Below are 22,145 nucleotides of genomic sequence, written 5' to 3'. Positions count from 1 at the left end.
TCTAGTTAGAGAAAAAATTAAAGAAACTTAAAATCTTTTTTTGCCGCAGAGGTGCAGATGGCGCGGAGGTACTTTTTAAAAATCTCTGCGTACTCTGCGCCTCTGCGGTTAAAAAATGTTCTTTGATTGAATAAATTATGCCATAGCTTAAACCATATTTCTTCAAAAATGTAGTTTCATTACGATATTTTTGATGGTTTTTATGCTTTAATTGAAAAAATATCGCATTTCTGAAAGTTTGTTACAGTATTTTTCTGTTTTTGTGCTATCTTTCACTTATTCGAATTAGATACCCCCACAAAACTATGACGACTTCTGGACAACAAACTCAACAAGTTGCAATCAACGCGGTGGTTGATGCAGTCACACGGCGTATTACTGAGCGTAGTAAATCTTTGCGTGCGGAATACTTAACTCGCTTAGAGCAGTTACGCAATCGAGGGCCACGTCGCGCCAGTTTGTCATGCGCCAATCAAGCGCATGCAAATGCGGCCGCGGATAGCAATACCAAGATTTGGCTGAACCAGGCGCAAAAACCGAATATCGGCATCGTGACTGCCTACAACGATATGTTGTCGGCACATCAGCCTTACGCCACTTACCCTGATCAAATTAAGGAAGCCGCATTGCGTTTTAATGCAACGGCGCAGGTGGCCGGCGGCGTGCCAGCGATGTGTGATGGTGTAACGCAAGGCCGTCCAGGTATGGAATTGTCTTTGTTCTCGCGTGATGTGATTGCGCAAGCGACCGCGATTGCTTTGTCGCACGACGCTTTCGACGCGACTTTGTGTTTGGGTATTTGCGACAAGATTGTGCCAGGTTTGCTAATCGGTGCTTTGGCATTCGGTCATTTACCAACAGTATTTATTCCCGCTGGCCCTATGGGATCAGGTTTGTCGAATAAAGAAAAAGCCGCAGTACGCGAGCGCTATGCGCAAGGTAAGGCGACTAAAGAAGAATTGTTGGCGGCAGAGAGTGCTGCCTATCATAGCGCAGGCACTTGCACCTTCTACGGCACTGCGAACAGTAATCAAATGTTGTTAGAAGCGATGGGCTTGCATTTGCCTGGCGCGGCGTTCGTGCATCCATCCGATCCATTACGCCATGCCTTGACTAACGCAGCGGTCGAGCAAGTCTTGAAATTAACTGAAGCGGGTGGCGACTATCGTCCTATCGGTCATGTGGTGAATGAAAAAACGATAGTGAACGCGGTAATTGCTTTGTTAGCGACGGGTGGTTCGACGAATCATACGATTCACTGGATTGCGGTAGCACGTGCCGCAGGCATCCTCATTGATTGGCAAGATTTTGATGAATTGTCTTCAGTGATTCCATTATTGACACGAGTTTATCCGAACGGCACTGCAGACGTAAATGCCTTCGAAGATGCAGGTGGTCCAACCTTCGTGATTCGCGAATTGTTATCGCAAGGTTTGATGCATGCGGATGTGATGACGATATTTGGCGACCAAGGTCTAGCATCGCATACAACACGCCCAGAATTAAAAGATGGAAAAGTCGCATTCGTCGCGCATCCTGAAAAATCCAGCGACCCTGCGGTTGTTCGTAATGTAGATGAGCCATTTGCCGCTACAGGTGGCCTTCGTTTACTGCAAGGTAATTTAGGTCGCGCCATTGTGAAAGCTTCGGCGGTGCCGGAAGAGGCTTGGATAGTGCGCGCACCAGCTAAAGTATTTGAATCGCAAGACGCATTGGTGAATGCTTATAAAGCAGGGCAATTGAACCAAGATTTCGTCGCAGTGGTGATCTTCCAAGGTCCACAAGCGAACGGTATGCCGGAGCTGCATCACTTCACACCCGTGCTCGGCAGTCTCATGTCGGCAGGTTATAAAGTTGCTTTGGTCACTGATGGTCGTATGTCTGGCGCGTCTGGCAAAGTTCCAGCCGCTTTGCATGTGAGTCCTGAAGTCGCACAAGGTGGGCCACTCGGTAAAGTACGTGACGGTGACATGATTGAACTGAACGTGCACACCGGTGAATTGCGTGCTTTGGTCGATGACGCGGTGTGGGCAAGTCGTACTAATCCAATTATCAGTATCGACAGTAGCTACGGCTATGGACGTGATTTGTTCGTCGCGCAACGACGCGTCGTCACATCACCAGAGCAGGGCGCTTCGACTTTGTTTATTTGAGAAATGAATACCTGAAAATGTTTGAACGCAAGACCTAAAAGGTATTCAACCGCAGAGGGCGCAGAGCTGAATGAGTAAAAGACTGCAATCGAAAGTTTTTCTCAGCGTTCTCTGCGCCTCTGCGGCAAAGTTTTTGATTTTAATGAATTTAAAGTTTAATAATTTACAGTTTTGAAGTGAGATCAAGATGACTATGACGACAGCAGCGATTATTTCCCAACTGGCACAAGTACGTGTGCTGCCTATCTTGGTAACCGATGACGTGGATCAAGCGATTCGTTGCGTGACAACCTTGGCAGAAAATGGTTTGCCTGCAGTTGAAATTACTTTGCGTACACCAAACGCCATGACAGTCCTGCGTGAAGTGGTAAAGGCATGTCCAACCGTGACAGTCGGTGCGGGTACGATTTTGACGCCAGCGCAACTTGATGCGGTACGAAATACGGGTGCAGCGTTTGGTATCAGTCCAGGGATTACGCCGGTATTAGCAAAAGCAGCTGCCGAGTCTGGTTTGCCTTATTTCCCTGGTGTTGGTGGTGCGAGTGATTTGATGCTGGCCTTGGAAAATGGATTCAATGTCGTCAAATTATTTCCATCCGATATCGTCGGTAGCGTGAAGATGGTCAAAGCACTTGGTGGACCATTTCCTGATGTGAAGTTTTGTTTGACTGGCGGTGTCACTGTGGAAGCTACACCGACTTTATTGCAGCAATCGAACGTTTTGTGCGTTGGTGGTTCTTGGATGTGCCCAGCGAATTTGATCAGTGCAAATGATTGGGCGGCAATTGGACAATTGGCAGTGCAGGCTGCAGCGGCAGGTAAGTAAATTTTAGTAGTTCGGTTTTCAATTCATTTTTCTCAGGTTGTTTGATCATGGCTATCTCAGTTTCCCGTACTCCATTGTGGTGTTTGTTACAGCAACGCGCGAATAATATGCCGAGCTTGAAAGAGTTGTTTCGCGCTGATCCGCAGCGTTTTACACACTTCTCTGCTTCCGCTTGCGGCATGTTGTTGGACTATTCCAAACAACGCATGGACACGACGGCGAAACTCAATTTGTTAGCTCTCGCGCGCCAACAAGAAGTCGAATCACGTCGTGATGCGATGCTGCGTGGTGAAGCAATTAATAATACGGAAAACCGCGCCGTTTTACACACGGTATTGCGCTTGCCTAAGGGCGAGAAATTCATGCTCAACGGCGAAAATATCGCGGCGGATGTGCACAGTGTTTTAGCGCATATGCGTAGCTTCAGCGACGCCGTGCGCGAAGGTCGCTGGTTGGGTTACACCGGCAAGCCAATTCGTACGATTATCAATATTGGTATTGGTGGTTCGGATCTCGGGCCGCAAATGGCATGTATTGCCTTAGCACCATGGTCGCAAAAAAATCTGTCGCTACATTTTGTCTCGAATGTCGATGGTCGTCACGTTGCCGATTCTTTAGAAAACGCCGATCCAGAAACAACGCTGATCGTGGTCGCTTCTAAGACTTTTACGACCATGGAAACCTTGACTAATGCCCGCACAGCACGTGAGTGGATGTTGAATCATGGCTGTCCTGAAGATCAAATTCGTCAACACTTTGTCGCTTTAAGTACCAATGTGAAAGCGGCGGCCGCCTTTGGTATCGCAGAAGAAAATGTGTTCCCATTTTGGAATTGGGCGGGCGGTCGTTACTCGATGTGGAGCGCGATTGGATTGTCGATTGCCTTATACGTTGGCGCAGATCGTTTTGAAGAGATGTTGGCTGGCGCGCACGAGATGGATTTGCACTTTGCCCAAGCGCCGCTAGAGCAGAATTTACCCGTTTTGATGGCATTGATTGGCGTTTGGAATATCAACTTCCTTGGCTTACAAGCTTTGTCTATCGCGCCGTATCACCAACGCATGACACGCTTGCCAGCCTACTTGCAACAACTAGAAATGGAAAGTAATGGTAAATCAGTTACGCGTGAAGGTCAGCGCGTCGATTACACGACTTCACCAATTTTGTTTGGTGAAGCGGGTACCAATGGACAACATGCTTACTTCCAATTGTTGCATCAAGGCGCGACGATTATTCCAACCGACTTTATAGTAGTCGCCGATGATGATGCTGGTTTGCCAGGACATAACCAAGCTTTGTTAGCGAATTGTTTCGCGCAATCGAAAGCGATGGCATGGGGAAAAAACATCGATGAAGTGCGTGCAGAATTAGGTGATCTACCTGAAAAAATGTTGGCGCCACGTGTGTTTGAAGGTAATCGTCCGACTTCCACTTTGCTGCTTGATTCTTTGACGCCACGCTCGCTCGGCGCATTGATCGCACTATATGAACATAAAGTATTTGTGCAATCGGTGATTTGGGACATCAATGCGTTTGATCAATGGGGTGTCGAGTTGGGTAAATCTTTGGCGCAACAATTGATCAGCCTCGATCCTGCCGCGGTGAAAGAAGAATACGATAGTTCAACCAAGGGTTTGTTAAAAGCTTTGACCAAGCGTCATCGTTGAGATGAAGTTCCCTCTCCCGCAAGCGGGAGAGGGCTAGGGTGAGGGTGGTTCAGAATGTAGGGCGGGTGCAACCCGCGCCGCCCAAACTTTGTACTCGGGTATCCCACATGCTGGCGGCGCGGGTTGCACCCGCCCTTCAAAAACCATTTTCCTCAATATGAATTGTAGGCATTTGATTTATATTGAATGAAGCTGATTTACCCGCCGCAGCCTGATCTGCTTTGTTAAGATGTTTTGACTTTTTATTTGCTCCATTTCGCATAAACTAATCATTTTCCATATTATCTAAACCATTTAAAGCTGATCATGAACGATATCGCTGACGATAAAGACCAGAGCCTCCGTGAAGACATCCGCCGCCTTGGGCGCATTTTGGGTGACACGGTGCGAAATCAACACGGTGAAGAAGTTTTTTCACTGATTGAAACGGTACGTCAAAACTCCATTCGTTTTCGTCGCGATGCCGATGTGGCGGCGCGTGCAGAATTGGAAAATACCTTAGATACGCTGACCAATGATCAGACTACGCATTTGATTCGCGCCTTCAGTTATTTTTCTCACTTGGTGAATTTAGCAGAAGATCAGCATCATATTCGCCGCACACGTGCGCATTTGATTGCTGGCTCGGCGCCGCGTCGTGGCAGTTTGGCGCATACGATAGAGACTTTATTTTCGGGTGAGAATGCGGCAGAAAATCTGACTAACTTCTTTCAGACCGCAGAAGTCAGTCCGGTATTGACCGCGCATCCGACCGAAGTTCAGCGTAAGAGTATTTTGAATTGCCAAATGGTGATCACACGTTTATTGGATGAACGTGACCGTATGCAATTGACACCAGAAGAATCGCGGGCCAATGAAGATGCTTTACAACGTGCGGTATTGACTTTGTGGCAGACGCGTATGTTGCGCATGTCGAAATTGTCCGTGCTTGATGAAGTCGAAAATGGCCTGAGTTTTTATGACTACACTTTCTTGCGCGAATTGCCGCACTTATACGCAGGCTTAGAAGATTTACTCGCAAGTAAAGATAAGCGTTTTGAAAAGATAGAATTGCCTAGCTTCATGCGCTTAGGCAGTTGGATCGGTGGCGATCGTGATGGTAATCCGTTTGTGACAGCCAGTGTGTTGGAAAAAACTTTAACCATGCAGTCGACGCGTGCTTTCAAATTCTATTTGGAAGAATTACACACGCTGGGTTCACAATTGTCGATGGCGACCTTGCTGGTGAAAGTGTCGCCTGAGTTGGTGGCACTTGCAGAACGTTCTCCCGATCACTCACCACATCGTGCGGATGAACCCTATCGCTTGGCAGTCAGTGGCGTCTATGCGCGCTTGGCAAGTACCTTTAAAAACTTGCTGGGACTTGATCCTGTAATCGCACCTTGTGGTATCGCCGATGCGTATGCTAGCGCAGAAGAATTAGTCGCCGATCTCGATGTGATTCATCAATCTTTATCCGACAATGGCTCGATCGGTATTACCCGTGGTCGTTTGCGTCATCTGCGTCGTGCGGTTCGCGTGTTTGGTTTCTACCTCGCACCGATAGACTTGCGTCAAAATTCTGACGTACATGAGCGCGTGGTGGCAGAGTTGCTCAAAGCAGCGAATCCAACTATCGATTATTTGTCTTTGAATGAAGATCAACGCATAGACGTCTTGGTAGCAGAAATCAGTTCTTCGCGCCCATTAGCGTCACCGTATTTAACGTATTCCGAAGAAACTCAATCTGAGCTGGCAATTTACCGCGCCGCTTGTACAGCGCAACAGCGTTATGGTAAGGGCGCGGTGCCGAATTGCATCATCTCGAAAACCGACGGTGTTTCCGATATGTTGGAACTCGCCTTACTGTTGAAAGAATCTGGTTTATTGCATCCAGCCGAAGCGCGTCTTGATGTGAATATTATTCCGCTGTTTGAAACGATAGGTGATTTGCAAAACAGCGCGCCAGCGATGGATAGATTGTTTGCGATTCCGGCTTATGCACGTTTGTTGGCGAGTCGAAATAATGCGCAAGAAGTCATGCTCGGCTACTCAGATAGTAATAAAGACGGCGGCTTCTTAACCTCTGGTTGGGAACTGTATAAAGCCGAGATTGATTTGGTCGAAGTCTTCGCTAAGCATCAAGTGCGCCTGCGCTTATTCCACGGTCGTGGTGGTTCCGTTGGTCGCGGTGGTGGTCCAAGCTATCAAGCGATTTTGGCGCAACCTGCGGGAGCGGTGCAAGGCCAAATTCGTTTGACTGAGCAAGGTGAAGTTATCACCGCAAAATATGCGAATCCCGAAGTAGGGCGTCGTAATTTAGAAGTCTTGGCAGCCGCAACGATGGAAGCGAGTTTGCTTTCGCACACGGAATTTGCACCGCGTCCAGAGTTCCTCAAAACCATGGAAGCCTTGTCCAAAAACGCGTTTAAAGCGTACCGCGATATGGTGTACGAGACTGAAGGTTTTGAACAGTATTTCTGGGAATCGACCGTGATTTCAGAAATTGCTGGTTTGAATATTGGCAGTCGCCCTGCGTCGCGTAAGAAATCGACCGCGATTGAAGATTTGCGCGCGATTCCTTGGGTGTTTAGTTGGTCACAATGTCGTTTGATGCTGCCGGGCTGGTTTGGTTTTGGTAGTGCGGTGAAGCAGTATTTAGAGGCGAATCCAAGTCATGGTTTGCAGACTCTGCAAGCGATGTTTAAAGATTGGTCGTTCTTCTCGACTGTATTGTCGAATATGGAAATGGTGTTGGCAAAGAGCGATATCGGAATTGCGAGTCGTTATGCGCAGTTGGTGAAAGATGAGGAATTACGTAATCGCATTTTCCCGCGCTTAGAAGCCGAGCATGCTTTGACAATTGCTGTTTTGAAGCAGATTTCAGGTCGTGAAGATTTATTGTCGGATAACCCATTGCTCAAGCGTTCTATCGTCAATCGTTTCCCGTATTTATCGCCTTTAAATCACGTGCAGGTTGAACTCTTGAAGCGCTATCGTCAAGGCGACGAAGATGAACGCGTGCGTCGTGGGATTCATTTGTCGATTAATGGTATTGCGGCGGGCTTACGGAATAGTGGATAAGTAAATAGGTCGTTGATTTATTTTAAATCTTGATTTGAAATAAGAGGGCAATCTGATGAGGGGGAAAGTATTTCGGTATACTTTCCCCCTTTCTGTTGATGGGTTTCATCATGCATGCAGCTATTTTGGGTGTAGTAGGGTGGTCAGGGAGTGGCAAGACAAGCCTGCTTGAATATTTGGTGAAACAGTTGTCGCAGTCAGGCAAACTGATTAATGTCGTCAAGCATAGTCATCACGATGTTAGTCTAGAGCCCATGCATAAAGATAGTGCAAGATTGCGTACCGCTGGTGCCGGGCAAGTTTTGTTGGCATCGCCTTATCGATATGCCATTGTAAAAGAATTACGATCAACACCAGAACCTAGTTTGGGCGAATTATTGCTACAACTTGAACCCGCTGATCTCACCTTGGTTGAGGGTTATAAGTGGGCCAATTTGAAAAAAGTCGAGGTGTATCGACCTTCTTTAGGTAAGCCTGCGATATATCCGAATGATGATCATGTTATTGCCGTGGCCTCTGATATCGCTAGGCCTATTGCTTGCCCTGAACGATTGATGTGGTTGGATTTAAATTCTCCTCAATTCATATTAGATTGGATATTGCAAGAATTATCAGCTGGGAATCTGGCGTGTGATTGGAAAAAATTGCAATAAGTTGGTGATGTGCTTCACGGCTCCTATCAATTTCATCTTTATTGAACCAATTTACGCAAATATTTTTTTAAAGGCCTAAAGTATTTGGTGTTTTTGTCCGTTATCAGGCTTGTAGATAAGGAGAATTGTCATGGACGTGTCCGGAATTGCAAGATCTGCAACCACAATTGCTGATGTCGGTGTACGACAAGAAGTTAGCATTGCTGTGTTGAAAAAAGCGCTTGATGTCAGCGAAGAGAGTGCGACTGCTTTGATCGAGGCTATCCCTAATTCAAACGCAAACGTACCAAATCTGCCACCAAATTTAGGTCGTAATATTAATACGACAGCTTAATCTGAATTTGAAGCTGAATAAGCATAGTCGCTGTGAGTAAGAAGTTTCTTAGCGAATTTGTCTGTCAGTTTTCAATGCCAAATAGGTTTTAAACAGCGCTTTCTAGCGCTGTTTTTATTTGTACTTTTGAATTGATGAAGGCGTTATTGGCTTGTTTTACTTCAAGCGCATTTTTACTGTTTGCGGGATAATAATGCCCAACTTGGAATCGCAGCAAAAATGAAACACGAAGAATTTGATTTAATCGCTATGATGAATCGATTTAAAGAATAAGAAATAAAGAATAAGGAATAAGTATGTCGAAGCAAAATTGGGCATGGTCTGATCGCTTGAGTTTGAAACATGATGTTATGGATGAAACACATCAAGAGTTTGTTGCGCTGTGTGGCGCGCTGTCTTTGAGTGAGTCTGAAATACCGTATCTTGATCGATTAGATGCCTTAATCGCACATTCGATTGAACATTTTGAACAAGAGAATAAATGGATGCGCGATTTTGCATTTCCACCGGCAGGCTGTCATCAAGGTGAGCATGACGCGGTGTTGCAGGTCATGCAAGAGGTGCGTCGTCGCTATGCTGGTGGTGAACATGATTTAGGACAAAGCCTGGCAGAAGAGTTGCCTTTGTGGTTCGAGCATCATGTAGATACCATGGACAATATGCTTGCGCAATTTATGATCGCAAATCAAATAGCGATTGTTGATACAGAAAAGGCAAACGCTGAGCTTGCCTGATTTCTTGAGTACCTTGTTACAGGTTTAAATTTGAGTTGCTAGTTTTTTACTTCGACAATTCATTCAGCTGTAACACGAATTTTGATATCGCCTAGACATACTTCTTGCCCCGGACGGATTTTTGCTGTCTTTCTTAACTCTTGTTTTCCATCGACTGTAACGTCTCCGCTGGCAACGATGACTTTGCCAGCGCCTCCACTGTCACACAAACCTACCAACTTGAGTAATTGATTTAACTCGACATATCCACCATTCACGGCGAAGGAAATTTCTTGCATGATGTTCCAATCTGAATTCAGCCAATAAAAATTGGCAGGATACACTATTTTCAGGTCGGTCCTTTACTCTTTACTCACCATTTGAAACGAGGCAGAATCAAAATGCGCGGAAATTTATATACCTGTGTGTAAGGAAGCAAAGTTTCAATCGACTACTGTTGGTAGTTGGGTTGCTTGTCTTAAATAATTTGAGATGAGTTGAATTTAGTTTTAACTTTTATGAATTGATTGGAGAAGATAATGAGTAATAAAGCGATGATCGCAGTTGCATTAGCGGGTTTGATGGGTTCGGCAGCTGTGATGGCACAAGATGCGAAGAAGATGGATGCACCAGCCAAAACTGAAAAATGTTATGGAATCGCGAAAGCTGGCCAAAATGATTGCGCAACCAAGAGCGGTAGTCATTCTTGTGCAGGCCAAGCTAAAAAAGACATGGATCCAAATGAATGGAAGAAAGTACCAGCGGGGACATGTGAAAAAATGGGTGGAAAATTAGAAGCACCAAAGTCTTAATTGATTCTGAAATTTTTGACGGCAAGCCTATGACTAAGCTATCTGGTAACGGTGTAGGCTTGCGCACGCCACATTATCGAGATTTTTTAAGTTCTGCAGTGAATATCGATTGGTTGGAAGTTCACTCGGAAAATTATTTCGGTGAGGGTGGCTTTGATTTATTTGTATTGGATCAGTTAGCGCAACGCTATCCGATCAGTTTGCATGGTGTTGGTTTGGGCTTGGGTTCGGTGCATGGAGCCCAAGAATCCCACTTAAAAAAACTAAAAAATTTAGTAAATCGAGTGCTGCCAGCATTAGTGTCGGAACACTTGTGTTGGGGTAGTATCGCTGGCAGATATTTGAATGATTTGCTGCCACTTACGTTGTCAGAGCAGGCTTTGAACTTAGTGAGTGAGCGGGTTGACTATATGCAGAACTTTTTGCAGCGTCAAATACTGGTAGAAAACGTCTCTACTTATTTGCGATATGTCGACGATGCAATGTCCGAGGCTGAATTTTTGATTGCTTTGAGTCAGCGCACCGGATGTGGGATTTTGTTGGATGTGAACAATCTTTATGTCAATCAATGTAATCATCAAGAGCATGCGCGACAAGCAATTGCTGCGTTCGCGAAACTGCCAGAAAATATTATTGGTGAAGTTCATTTGGCAGGGCATACAAAATTATCGCACAGCGTGATTGATGATCATGGTAGCTGCGTCGCCGAGCCAGTTTGGGATTTATATCGAGAGCTATGTTCAAGTATTAGTCCAAATATCCCAACATTGATAGAGTGGGATACGCAAATACCAAGCTTGTCCGTTCTATTGAATGATGCGAATAAAATAGATACCTTCCGCCAGCCCGTTTGCGTGTCACATGAGTAGATTTTTAGAGGTTACACAGACGCGTTTTGCAGCTATGTTATTGGCTGATCAGCTTGATGTGCCATCGACTTTATTTGTTGGTGATGGCGAGTTATTGACTGAGCGTGCTCGTATTTATCGTGGAAATTTACAAGCGATTTGGAGTAACTCCCTGCGCAATGCGTATCCGGTGATAGATCAATTGGTGGGGAGTCATTTTTTTGATCAGTTGGCGATTCTGTATGGTCAGCAATTCCCATCTTTAGCGGGCGATTTAAATCAGTTTGGTCAACATTTTCCAGAATTTTTAGAGCAAGAACCTAGCGTTAAAGCATTCCCTTATTTCTCTTCGGTTGCGCAACTAGAATGGCTAGTGCATCAAGCTTATTATTGCGCCGATGCCGAGATTATCAGCTTGGCTGAGTTTTTGAATACCTGCGGGCAAAGTGCAAGCGAATTTAGTTTGCGTTTTCATCCTGCCGCAAGTTTATTCCACGTCAATGACGCTGCCGTTCAGATTTACCTAGCGCACATGGATGCGTCGATCGAAGCGCCTGGAATACAATTTCAAATCACAACGGAGCAAGCAAGTTTCGCTTTAGTCAGTCGCGCAGAATGGAAAGTCGATGTGCTTGCATTGACGCACGCGGAATATGTTGCGCTATCTAGTTTAAATCAAGGCTGCAAGCTCGAAGCTGCATTGGATGCTGCGCTGGCGATAGACGCAGAATTTGATATAGCAACAGCCCTATCGAAGTGGTTTAGCGCTGGCGCGTTCAGTAGTTTTTATCAAATTTAAATAGAAGCAAAATGTAAGCGACATGTAAGAACACCTAGTTCCAATTCGACTAATGCAATCTCATTTGATTGTTTTGGACCTCTATGAATCACTTTCTTCATTTGCATCAATTATTGATGCGCTGCGATGTCTTGCTGCATCGATATGCTAGCGACGTAATTGGTTTTGTACTGCGTGGATTTATTGCTTGGCAGTTTTTGAAATCGGCGTTGAATAAACTGCGTGATTGGCCATCGACGATCTCACTTTTTCAAGATGAATACCAAGTACCATTTTTGTCACCGGAATTAGCTGCGTATTTAGGAACCGGTGCTGAATTACTATTTGCGATTTTACTAATCCTGGGTTTGTTCTCAAGTTTGTCCGCTCTTGCACTTTTATTCGTAAATTTAATGGCAGTTGTTTCTTATCCAATTCTATGGGAACTAGAGTGTCCTGCCGGGCTCAATGATCATTTTTATTGGGCTGTGTTATTAATGTTGGTGATCGTATTTGGCGCGGGTAAATGGAGTCTTGATCATTGGTTAGGGCAGGTGAACCAAGGTCGAAATTTTTGATGGATCTTGGGTGTCATCGAGCGAATTAATTGACATAAAAAAACGGGAAGTAAACTTCCCGTTTTTTGTCGATGCAAATAACTTTAGCTCGTGATTATTTCCATTTGCGCTTTGCTAATTCTTCTGAAATATAGCTTGCGAATAGAGATTGTCCAAGTGGAGTTGGATGTACATTGTCTGCAAAGTAGTATTTGCTTGTATCGCCAGCGATCAAGTTATTAACACTGCAAACCAAGGAGGAGCCCAAAGGATTTTTTGCTGGTGTCAAATCGCAAGCGGGTGTCGTTACATTGCTGATTCCGTATGCACTTGGATTTGCAGCGTGATCACGGAAGCGTGTGAACAAATCAATGAACAAAACATTGTCATTGCCAGCCAAGCCAGCTAATAAACGCGCATTGAATGTGACTGTCATACCATTCAACAAAGTTTGTGTATCCGCAGATTGTTTCAATGCATCAGGCGTCTTGCTCAAATCTGGCATATTGACCACGACGACATACTTCGCGCCTTTTGCCAGAATCATATTGTTGACATAGCTAGCCAGTTCAGTGCCAGCTGTGCCCATCGCGTCGACATAAGTCTGTGCATTGGCTTTTGCGTATGCGGCACCAGCGCTTGCGCCCACAGTTGGTGTCAAGGTTGCGACTGCTGCGGCGATACAGTTACTTGCTTGCGCGTCTGTTGGCTTACATACGCCACTTGCGATATCTTTTTGAATCTGGCCAGGCACTGCGGCTGTTACTGCCGCTGTTGCCGCTGCTGTCGCTGCTGCGGACAAAGTGCTAGCTTGAATAAAGCCATCGTTAGGACCACCGCTGACGAAGACGATTTCTGTTCCTGAAAACTTACCGCCATTCGCATCTAAATGATTTTGGATTTGTTTGACAACAGGTACTGTCATTTGCCCCAAAATGGCATTGTTGCCGCCCAATAACTTGTTACCAGGCCCAACTGGATTCGTAACGCGAGCACCACCTTGTGCATAGCCTGTGCAACCAGCGTTATTTTTTACTGGCACATTAAATCCTTGCGATGCGAGGCCTTCTAGACCTGTTTGTGCTGCACATGGCGCTGGTAGGCCAAGATCTGCGGCAACGATTTCTGTCCAGTTTTTCGCAGTAGCGCTATTGATGGTGTATTTACCACCGCCCAGTGCTGCTACTGTGCCAACCTTGTAAGAACCAACATCACTTAAGCTATCGCCAAATGTGACTTGTGAAGTAAATTTGATTTTTGGTGCAGGATCAGTTGCGCCGCTACCGCCGCTGCCACCGCATCCAGCGAGAACTGCCGCAGCTATAAGAGTGAGTGAATATTTTAAATGACGCATTTTGTCTCCTGACTAATTATTGGATTGTTGCTAAACGAACGCTTGTGCTTTTTGAGAGCTTCACTATATGCCATTGAATTCAAAATGGGGTGTGCAAGGTGCAATTAAACGACACTGAAAATTAGAATATGTACTCGAAAAAATAGAACCAAAATTGCTGGGGAATTGTATTTGCGGCGATGCTGATCTCGATATGAAATTCCCTATTTTTCATAGAGAAAAATAGGGAATTTTGTGATGTGTAGAGTGAGTTTAAAAGCTAATAATTTATGTATGTAAAATTTACGACATGCTTTATAAACTTCACTTCGATCCTATACAAGGGCAAAGATCAATGTCATATTTTAACAAATGAAATTAGTACGTACGTTCGTTTTGGATTGATTTAAGTATCTACATGGAGACAACAAAAATGAAAATGAAACTTTTGGCAATGGCATTAGGTACATGCTTTGCGATGCCAACTTTGGCGCAAACCAATGTAACTTTGTACGGCATTTTGGATGCTGGTATTCAAGTAAGTAAGCTTGGCAAAGATACCCAAACTAAAATGGTAAGCGGTATCGCTGATGGTTCTCGTATCGGCTTTAAAGGTACTGAAGACATGGGCGGCGGATACAAAGCCATTTTTAATTTGGAAGCGCGGGTCGAAGTAGATACTGGTAGTAATAAAACTGGTAACTTGAGTGATTACCAAGGATACGCCTTAACTAAGGGCATGAATTTTCCTGATTTTGGTAGCGCTGCATTGAAAGGTGCCGCTGCACAAACTTTGGCTGGCGTACGTTCAGCTTTGCAACCGAAATACAACGTCAATGCGACTTCACCATTGATTTTGGCTCGAGGCGGCGGACCTGATGGTGGCTTGTTTGATCGTATGGCAATGGTTGGTTTGATTACGCCAGTTGGTGCTGTGTTAGCAGGTCGTATGTACACACCAGCTTATGAAGTTTTCAATTCTGCTGACGCGTTTGAAAGCGGCATGGCAGGTAGCTGGGGCGGCATCACTGGTGGTACTGGTGGTTTGTTGACGGCTGGTATGGCGATTCGCTCAAATAAATCTGTGCAATATCGCATTGAATTGCCAAATGGTTTTGGTGGTTCTTTGATGTATGGCTTTAAAAATTCTGGCTACATTGGCTTAGATAAAGATTTCATCGCTGGTAATGTTCGCTACAAAGCAAATGGATTTGATGTTGGTGTTGGTTACAACAGAGGTACAAACACCGATGGTTCAACTGGTTTGGTAACGACGACAGTTGGTGGTTCTTATGCATTTGATGATTTCAAATTGTTTGCTGGCTATCAAACAATGCGCAATGAGAACTCGATTCTCCTGCCAGTATTTTTTGATGCATGGGATTTAGAAATTACGCCAGGCTTACGCGCTGGTGGTGTACCTGCACCAGTAATCGCTGCATGGACAACGATCTTTAGAACCAACATCACAAAAAACTTTAAGCTTGATGCAAACAGCTACAGCTTAGGTGCGCATTACAAATTAGGTAATGGTCGTGTGATGGCATCGTATAGCGTACAAGATGATAGAACTTTGTCGAACAGCGATGTGACGCAATACGCGTTAGGCTATAACTACAATATGTCTAAACGTACTGATCTTTATGCGGTTGTTGGCTACACCAAGAACCAAAATGATGGACAATACGCTCCAGGTGCGGCAAGTGCTTCTGGCGGTTTTACCGAGTTCCCTGGTGAATCTGGTCGTGTATTGCAATTCGGTATTCGTCATCGCTTCTAATTTCTGTTTGACGACAAATAGCTAGGTATAGTTGGTTTAGAAATCAACATCCCTAGCGAGAAAAAAAGCGCATTTTAAATGCGCTTTTTTTTATAGTGCGACTTGATTGCGGCCGCGTTCTTTTGCTCTGTATAGCGCTGCATCTGCACTTGAGATGACCGCCAAACCATCTTGCCCCTCGGTTAGCGTCGCAAGTCCAAGTGAGGCGGTGATATGCGGTAGTGCTTTGTCAGTATCTTTGAATACCTGTGCATGCCGAATTCGATCGCATAGACGTTCAGCCACGATTAAAGCTGATTCTTTGCTGGTATTGGGCAAGATGACGATCATTTCTTCGCCACCATATCGTGCTGCGAAGTCACTCGGACGTAAGCCTGCACTGACAACTTTTGCTGCCACTTGCAAGGCCTCATCTCCCATCACATGTCCGTATTGATCATTAAATTTTTTAAAGTGGTCAAGATCGACCATCACAATGCTCAGCTCTGTTTGAGTTGCATGCGCATTTTCAATTAAGCCCGGTAGTTGGGTGTTGAGCCATGATCGGTTATGTAATCCCGTTAAACCATCGACCATCGACAATTGTCGATAAAACTCACCAACCTTTTGACGATTGCGTAGTTGCGCGTTCGTGGTACGAATGCGAAATGAAAGTAACTGCAAAAGATTACGCGCCACACCGTTTGAATCATCAATTAAGCGCCACATGATGACAGAATCGATTAGTAGCAATTGCGCATCTGTCACGGCGGCAATTGTCGCAGTGTTGGCTTCTTCATCCAGCACAGAAATTTCACCAACGCATTCACCAGCGAAATATTGAATACTAGAATTTTCTAATTGACGTTTCGATGTATTGGAAGTCAGTGCAAGTGTGCCAGAGAGCACGACATATAAACATGCACCTGAGCTTTGACTGTCTAGAACGATCTCGCCAGATTTTGCAGTAACCACGGGGCAGTAATCGAGTTGCTGCTTTATCTTTAAGAGTTCATCTTTGCTGATATTCTTAAAAAGCTGGATATCTCCTACCTTGAAGTTGGTGTGCCTAAAGTCCTTAAAGTGTTCCAAAGTAGCCTCGGTTGTAACGCGGTGGGAAATATTGAAAAAATATCGTCTATTTTATTCGTAAATCGATAAACTTAGTGACGAATATTCGAATTAACAATGTCGATCATTCTGGCGTAGACACGAACTGGATCTCACTTATTGCAAGATTTGATTCATCGCTTCGAAACGCAGTTCGGTCTCGTGAAATGTAGCGTGATAGCTTGCTTCATCTAAGCCCAAATTGTCCCAAGCATACTGCGATACGGCCGGCACGGAATCGTCTTCTGACTCACTTAAATCAAGTGCGTGCACGATTGCGTTTGCGACATGAATAATTGAAGCAATTGGATGCAGCTCTTCATCGTTCGGGGTGTGGTGTCCACGAATCGCATCTTGAATGACGTCAGAGAAGTTCCATTGCAAAGCCAAGATAAGTCCAACACCGACGTGATCTACACCGAGTATGGCGCGCTCCGCCTCAACCAATTCGCAGTCATTTTCTCGCGCGCAGTTAATTACTTGTTCGTAGTGTTTAGGAAATTTTGATACTAAAACTAAGCGCCCAATATCGTGCAGTAGTCCCGCGGTGAATGCAAAATCGTGCTTCAAGTGTAGTTTTCTCGAAATGATTTCAGCGCAGATCGCGGTGGCAATGTTGTGGCGCCAAAAGCTCTTGTTGTCGAAGCCTCGGCAACGCGCAATCGGTAAATTTTTATTGAAAATGGTTGTACGGATTAGGTCTTTCAGATTTTTTGTACCTAACATCGATACCGCTTGCTGAATCGTGACAACTTTAGAATTATTACCATAGTAGGAGGTATTCGCTAATTGAATCACCTTCGCGGCTAGTGATTGATCCATGGCGACTTTCTCGACTATCGTTTCTAGGCTGATGTCTTCGTTATTCAAATCATTCAGCATTTCACGTGCTAGCTCTGGCAAGCTGGGAAGATCGTTGATTTTGTTGATGACTTCTTCGATAGAAATTTGATCGTCATTGGGATCGTTGATTAAGCTAGCCATTATGCATCTCCTCGACGATAAGATTCGACATAGTTTCTTAGCGTTTCTGTAGCTCCTTCACGAGGTGAATGTCGGAATAGATGATTTACTCTATTGAGTTGCTGTTCGATGGAATCTGTATCTTCTCGCTGCGGTTCGACAGAATCTGGATCGGTGACATAGTGCAAAGGCAGTTGGTGAATGTCGTGATTCGCAATTGCTTTCAACATCGATGCGGTCAGTTCGGTTCCTGCTGGAAGTAACACATGACCAAGCTTATCGAGCAAATCATCGGCGAGTATCTCGCCCGGACTGATTTGATGAAGGTCTACATAACGATGTTTCTTGTTCATGATGAAAAATCTCCTATGGGAATAGTGTAATGATTTTCAATGAGAAATATGAAACATTGTTGTAATTTAGTGATTTATATTAACACTATTGCTCAATCGCATAATGCTTGCATTGCAGGAGCTGGTGAAATTATTCTAGCACCGAATGTTAGTGTGGGGAGTTGTAGAAAGGAAGCAAGAATGGAGTGTGATCTGATATGCAGCGGACTGCATATCAGAACTACAGCAAATACACCTGTTACCAAGGGCGATAATGTCTGTCGTGGTGTCTATGGTGGTGGCGATCGCGCTCAATATAGATAGGACGAGGATAGCGTCGTTCTATATAACGGTGTTCGTAGTAAGGAATCGCGCTACTTAGCTGTATAGGAACACCACCAACTTGCAAATTGATATGGAAGGGAAGACGTACCCCAGAGCGCCAACGTGCACCCTCTAACCAAAACCAAGTTCTTGAATGTGGAGAATAATATGCGCGGTAACTTGGATAATAGACATGCGCATATTTAGGGCGATGACGTTCGTAGTGCGGTACTTGACGTTCGAAATGCTCGGAGCGATGGACTCTATCGTATTTGTTGCTTCCGTCGTAGCGGTCATATCCATTAGATGCCTGAGCAGATAGGCTGATCCCAGCTACACATAGACAAATGATGCTAATTAGCCGATTTCTGATGACTTGGATTTCCATGATCGTTTCCTTTATTTGAATCCGAGAACTGTCGGTTAGCTAATAACGCGATGCTTTACGCATTTGCAGACAATAAGGCCACTTAAAATTGCAACAAGATGTTTCAATGATTTGAGATTTAGTGTTTTTCCCTTGTGATTGCTTGCGGATAGTCGGTGATCAAATTTTGCGAAACGGTCATAAGTCTTGTTATGATGTTTACTTTCTCTATTTGCTGCCATCTTTCAAAATCGATATGTTTGAATTTCTATCTAAATTTATTCCACGTAAGCCTACTCCATCATCAACCGAGCCGATCGCGTTACCAACCTCACTAAGCAAGGCGACTATTGAAGATAAGCAAAAAGTAAAAGAACAAGAGCGCCAAGCCTATCTACAAAAAATTCAAACAAGTATTGGCAACGAAGACAATCTATTAGCACTATTGGCAGAATGCGATTTTGCTGATGGGCGTTTTCTCGCGGCGCAACATTTAAGCTCACCAGCTAGTTTGGAGCGTGCGTTACAAATTACGCGCAATATCGATAAACGTACCGCCAAGCTGATGCAAGCTCGTCTTGAGCAGATACATCAGCAAGAACAGGTTGAGCAGTCGGCTCAGAAGTGCTTGGAAAAAGCAGACGCTTTGCTGGAGCAGAGCGTAATTTTGGCGAATCAATTGATTGATTTAGATAAACAATTTACTGCGATTGCTACCCAAAGTGGCTCGGCAACTAGTTTGATTAGTGATGAATTCTCAAAAAGCTTCAACGCCAAGCGTGATGCCATTCAACAGCGCTTGAATGCGCAATTGGATCTTCAAAGACAGTTACTTCAGGTCAGCCAAGAAATCGATCAGACGCAAGATTTATCCGACGATGAGATTCCAACACAAATTGCAAAGTGGAAGTTGATTCTGAAATCCGCCGCAGATAGCAATTTATTTGCTTCGCTACCGAAGCACTTGTTATCTGATACAGATGCGAAACTAAACCAGCTCGAACAAGCAGTACACAGAATGCGATTAGCAAAGGTCTCGAATGAAACTTCGCACCTCGCTACACCGCATCAATCTAGTGACGAAGCGACAACCGCAGCGGCAATCGCGCATTCATCAGATGATCTCAAATCTGAAGCAAAGGCAGACGTACAGTTCTATATTAGTTCAGATCTTAATTCAGATCTTAAAGCGACAAACATCGTCGAGCCGCATCAAACTAACAAAGCGCCTGTGGTCACGACCCAGATACCTGCAATGAGTACAGCGCAACTAGAACAAAATTTAGAAAAGCTAGAGAAAGCATTGGATCAAGGATCTTTGCACATTGCTCGTCAATATGAACGTGAGTTACGCCATATCGATATAAAGCAAAATAAGCAAAAACAAGGGCAGCCGCGTTTAACTATGGAATTGAAAGAACGCTTGAGCGCCGCTCGCAGCCAGTTTGCGCACTTAGTTTCATGGGCGAAGTGGAGCGGTAATGTGTCGCGTGATGAATTGGTGAATACAGCAGAGCAATTAGCATCATTGAGCTTGTCGCCACAAGAAATTGTTGAAACTGTTTCTGCTTTGCGCGAGCAATGGCGTCAAATGGATCTTAGTGGCGGGGCGCCGAGAGAATTGTGGTTACGTTTTGATGCTGCATGTAGCAATGTCTATGCACCAGCGGCACAGCATTTTCAGGCGCAAGCGGAATTACGTCGAGTAAATTTAGCGAACGCAGAAGCACTTTTGTCGCAATGTAGAATCGATGTACAGCAACATTTGAATGATCTACAGAATTGGAAATCCTTGCATGCAAAAATTCTGCAAATGCGACAGTCTTGGAAAAAAATAGGCCCAGTCGATCGAAAAGAAAAAAGCCGTCTTGATAAAGAGTTTGAGGAACTTTTGCTTGCTTTAACGACGCCGCTTGAGCAAAGGCAGCAAGAAGAAATCCAATCTCGCGAAGATATGATTGCTGAGGTCGAATCATTAGATTTTGCGCAAAAGTCCTCGATGGATCAATTGCGTAGCATACAACAGCGTTGGCAGACGCAAGCAGTTTCAGTACCTTTGTCGCGCAAAGATGAGCAAGCATTGTGGGAGAGGTTTCGTGCTGCATGCGATGCCATTTTTGAGAAAAAACGTTCATTGGCAGAAACTGCTGATCAACAGCGTCAATTTAATCTGCAAGCCAAGCGTGCAATCTGTGCCGAATTAACGAATGCGAATTGCGAAGATCCATTGCAGGCGCGTCAGTTAATTGAATCTGCGACGACAAAATGGCGCGCGATTGGACATGTGCCTCGCGCGCTGGAACAGCAGCTAGAGCAAGAGCTGCGACAACAAATTCAGAAGTTGAATACGTTTATCGCAGATTGGCAAGCGCAGGAGCGCCAACGTAAATCTGTGCAATTTTTTATTGCCCTAGATTTGTGTCAGCAGTTAGAGCAACTTGTTTTGCAAAATGATGATGTAAGCGCGCAGCGTGATGTGCTTGTTACACAGTGGAAGGCACTCACTTTGAATACGAACAAGTTTGTTAAAGCCTTGCAGACGCGATTCAAATTTGCGCAAACAGTAACATCAGAGAACGCAAAAGATTTTGAGAATGTTATACAAGCGAATGCCAGTTTGTGGGATGAGTATTGTTTGCACTTAGAGATTTTACTTGGGATTGATAGCCCCACAGAGCTTGCACGTGAACGATTGAAAAAGCAGGTAGAGGTATTGCAGCAAGCGATGAAGAATGGCGATCATCAACAACAATTGCAACATTTGCTGCTGTCGCTGTTGAGCTTGCCAACCATACAATCTGAACAGCGTAATGCTCGATTAAAACAGCTATTTGAAAAGATTGATCATAATCTGATCGCTTAATTGAAAAATATAAGAGAGAAAACTATGCAGCTTTATGGATATTTTCGTAGTTCAGCGTCCTACCGTGTAAGGATTGCATTGAACTTAAAGGGTTTAGATTACGAACAAGTTCCAGTTCATTTGGTTAAGAATGGTGGTGAGCAATTTTCTGAATCGTTTCGCGCAATTAATCCTGAGTCTTTGGTGCCCGCACTGGTAGATGAACATGAGGGTAATCAGTTGGCATTAAGTCAGTCGCTCGCTATCATCGAGTATCTAGACGAAAAGTATCCAGCGATCGCTTTAATGCCATCTGATCTTGCTGATCGTGCCTACGTTCGCGCATTATCTTTATCGATCGCTTGCGATATTCATCCAGTCAATAATTTACGGATACTGAAGTACTTGAGCGCCAACTTTGGAATCAATGATGAGCAAAAAAATACCTGGTATCGTCATTGGTGTGAAGTTGGATTGAAAGCAATTGAGGCGCGTTTAGCAGCTAGTTCTCAACGTGGTGATTTTTGTTTTGGTAATCAACCTGGTATGGCAGATTGTTTTCTCATACCACAAATTTATAACGCGCAACGATTCCAAGCTGATTTGAGTGGAATGCCTATTATTATGGAAATTAATCAGCGCTGCCTTGCGCTAGAAGCGTTTCAAAAAGCGGCTCCAGCGAATCAAGCTGATGCAGAATGAAAAAAAGCC

Annotated in this window: 20 protein-coding genes; 14 read left to right on the top strand and 6 right to left on the bottom strand. The window is 44.6% G+C overall.

Features of this window, described 5'->3' with window-relative positions; genetic code table 11:
- The first annotated feature begins 305 nt into the window (after positions 1 to 305).
- The 7 genes from edd (at position 306) to IE103_RS04050 (ending at position 9,430) form a co-directional block, all read left to right on the top strand.
- Positions 306 to 2,153 (top strand): phosphogluconate dehydratase, encoded by a 1,848-nt coding sequence (edd, locus tag IE103_RS04080; RefSeq protein WP_189344689.1) that lies wholly within the window; start codon positions 306 to 308, stop codon positions 2,151 to 2,153.
- Between the two features lie 187 nt (positions 2,154 to 2,340).
- On the top strand, positions 2,341 to 2,979 hold the full coding sequence (eda, locus tag IE103_RS04075) for a bifunctional 4-hydroxy-2-oxoglutarate aldolase/2-dehydro-3-deoxy-phosphogluconate aldolase (RefSeq protein ID WP_189344688.1): 639 nt from the start codon (positions 2,341 to 2,343) through the stop codon (positions 2,977 to 2,979).
- Between the two features lie 53 nt (positions 2,980 to 3,032).
- Positions 3,033 to 4,646, top strand: coding sequence for a glucose-6-phosphate isomerase (pgi, locus tag IE103_RS04070; RefSeq protein WP_373295228.1), 1,614 nt, complete (start codon positions 3,033 to 3,035; stop codon positions 4,644 to 4,646).
- Between the two features lie 306 nt (positions 4,647 to 4,952).
- The gene (gene ppc, locus IE103_RS04065) at positions 4,953 to 7,709 is read left to right on the top strand and encodes a phosphoenolpyruvate carboxylase (protein WP_229827055.1); all 2,757 of its coding nucleotides are present in this window, start codon (positions 4,953 to 4,955) and stop codon (positions 7,707 to 7,709) included.
- A 110-nt stretch (positions 7,710 to 7,819) separates the two neighbouring features.
- The gene (gene mobB, locus IE103_RS04060) at positions 7,820 to 8,362 is read left to right on the top strand and encodes a molybdopterin-guanine dinucleotide biosynthesis protein B (protein WP_189344686.1); all 543 of its coding nucleotides are present in this window, start codon (positions 7,820 to 7,822) and stop codon (positions 8,360 to 8,362) included.
- A 130-nt stretch (positions 8,363 to 8,492) separates the two neighbouring features.
- On the top strand, positions 8,493 to 8,696 hold the full coding sequence (locus IE103_RS04055; RefSeq protein WP_189344685.1) for a YjfB family protein: 204 nt from the start codon (positions 8,493 to 8,495) through the stop codon (positions 8,694 to 8,696).
- 296 nt (positions 8,697 to 8,992) lie between these two features.
- On the top strand, positions 8,993 to 9,430 hold the full coding sequence (locus IE103_RS04050) for a hemerythrin domain-containing protein (protein WP_189344684.1): 438 nt from the start codon (positions 8,993 to 8,995) through the stop codon (positions 9,428 to 9,430).
- A gap of 59 nt (positions 9,431 to 9,489) precedes the next feature.
- Here IE103_RS04050 and IE103_RS04045 read toward each other — a convergent pair whose 3' ends face one another.
- A complete protein-coding gene (locus IE103_RS04045) occupies positions 9,490 to 9,708 on the bottom strand; it encodes an RNA-binding S4 domain-containing protein (RefSeq protein WP_189344683.1) in 219 nt (72 codons plus the stop codon).
- A 240-nt stretch (positions 9,709 to 9,948) separates the two neighbouring features.
- Between IE103_RS04045 and IE103_RS04040 the strand changes: the two genes are divergently transcribed.
- The 4 genes from IE103_RS04040 to IE103_RS04025 all read left to right on the top strand — a co-directional run bounded on the left by IE103_RS04040 (position 9,949) and on the right by IE103_RS04025 (position 12,425).
- Complete coding sequence (locus IE103_RS04040; protein ID WP_189344682.1) at positions 9,949 to 10,221, top strand: BufA1 family periplasmic bufferin-type metallophore; 273 nt, start codon at positions 9,949 to 9,951, stop codon at positions 10,219 to 10,221.
- Positions 10,222 to 10,250: 29 nt separating this feature from the next.
- On the top strand, positions 10,251 to 11,090 hold the full coding sequence (gene bufB / locus IE103_RS04035) for an MNIO family bufferin maturase (protein WP_189344681.1): 840 nt from the start codon (positions 10,251 to 10,253) through the stop codon (positions 11,088 to 11,090).
- Entirely contained in the window at positions 11,083 to 11,868 is a 786-nt protein-coding gene (locus tag IE103_RS04030) for an HvfC/BufC N-terminal domain-containing protein (protein ID WP_189344680.1), read from the top strand. Before bufB ends, IE103_RS04030 begins: the two co-directional genes overlap by 8 nt.
- A gap of 83 nt (positions 11,869 to 11,951) precedes the next feature.
- Positions 11,952 to 12,425: a DoxX family protein gene (locus IE103_RS04025; protein ID WP_229827054.1), complete on the top strand. Its 474-nt coding sequence runs from the start codon at positions 11,952 to 11,954 to the stop codon at positions 12,423 to 12,425.
- A 94-nt stretch (positions 12,426 to 12,519) separates the two neighbouring features.
- On the opposite strand, the gene IE103_RS04020 is transcribed toward IE103_RS04025, so the two are convergent.
- Positions 12,520 to 13,758: an SGNH/GDSL hydrolase family protein gene (locus tag IE103_RS04020; protein WP_189344679.1), complete on the bottom strand. Its 1,239-nt coding sequence runs from the start codon at positions 13,756 to 13,758 to the stop codon at positions 12,520 to 12,522.
- Between the two features lie 412 nt (positions 13,759 to 14,170).
- Here IE103_RS04020 and IE103_RS04015 point away from each other — a divergent pair, with 412 nt between their 5' ends.
- Positions 14,171 to 15,517, top strand: coding sequence for a porin (locus IE103_RS04015; protein ID WP_189344678.1), 1,347 nt, complete (start codon positions 14,171 to 14,173; stop codon positions 15,515 to 15,517).
- A 90-nt stretch (positions 15,518 to 15,607) separates the two neighbouring features.
- On the opposite strand, the gene IE103_RS04010 is transcribed toward IE103_RS04015, so the two are convergent.
- The 4 genes from IE103_RS04010 to IE103_RS03995 form a co-directional block, all read right to left on the bottom strand.
- Positions 15,608 to 16,588 (bottom strand): GGDEF domain-containing protein, encoded by a 981-nt coding sequence (locus IE103_RS04010; protein WP_189344677.1) that lies wholly within the window; start codon positions 16,586 to 16,588, stop codon positions 15,608 to 15,610.
- 135 nt (positions 16,589 to 16,723) lie between these two features.
- Complete coding sequence (locus IE103_RS04005; RefSeq protein ID WP_189344676.1) at positions 16,724 to 17,590, bottom strand: HDOD domain-containing protein; 867 nt, start codon at positions 17,588 to 17,590, stop codon at positions 16,724 to 16,726.
- Positions 17,590 to 17,922 carry a hypothetical protein gene (locus IE103_RS04000; protein WP_189344675.1) on the bottom strand — a complete coding sequence of 111 codons (333 nt, stop codon included), beginning with the start codon at positions 17,920 to 17,922 and terminating at the stop codon, positions 17,590 to 17,592. Before IE103_RS04000 ends, IE103_RS04005 begins: the two co-directional genes overlap by 1 nt.
- A gap of 238 nt (positions 17,923 to 18,160) precedes the next feature.
- Positions 18,161 to 18,613, bottom strand: a complete 453-nt coding sequence (locus IE103_RS03995) for a hypothetical protein (RefSeq protein WP_189344674.1) — start codon at positions 18,611 to 18,613, stop codon at positions 18,161 to 18,163.
- A 235-nt stretch (positions 18,614 to 18,848) separates the two neighbouring features.
- On the opposite strand from IE103_RS03995, the gene IE103_RS03990 reads away from it, so the two are divergent.
- Both IE103_RS03990 and maiA read left to right on the top strand, forming a co-directional pair.
- Positions 18,849 to 21,455 carry a DUF349 domain-containing protein gene (locus IE103_RS03990; protein WP_189344673.1) on the top strand — a complete coding sequence of 869 codons (2,607 nt, stop codon included), beginning with the start codon at positions 18,849 to 18,851 and terminating at the stop codon, positions 21,453 to 21,455.
- A gap of 24 nt (positions 21,456 to 21,479) precedes the next feature.
- On the top strand, positions 21,480 to 22,136 hold the full coding sequence (maiA, locus tag IE103_RS03985) for a maleylacetoacetate isomerase (protein ID WP_189344672.1): 657 nt from the start codon (positions 21,480 to 21,482) through the stop codon (positions 22,134 to 22,136).
- Positions 22,137 to 22,145 lie beyond the last annotated feature (9 nt).

The sequence above is a fragment of the Affinundibacterium macrobrachii genome (genome assembly GCF_014652415.1).
Classification (GTDB): Bacteria; Pseudomonadota; Gammaproteobacteria; order Burkholderiales; family Burkholderiaceae_D; genus Undibacterium; species Undibacterium macrobrachii.
Note: the sequence above shows the minus strand (reverse complement) of the source record. Positions and strands in the feature narration are given on the sequence as shown.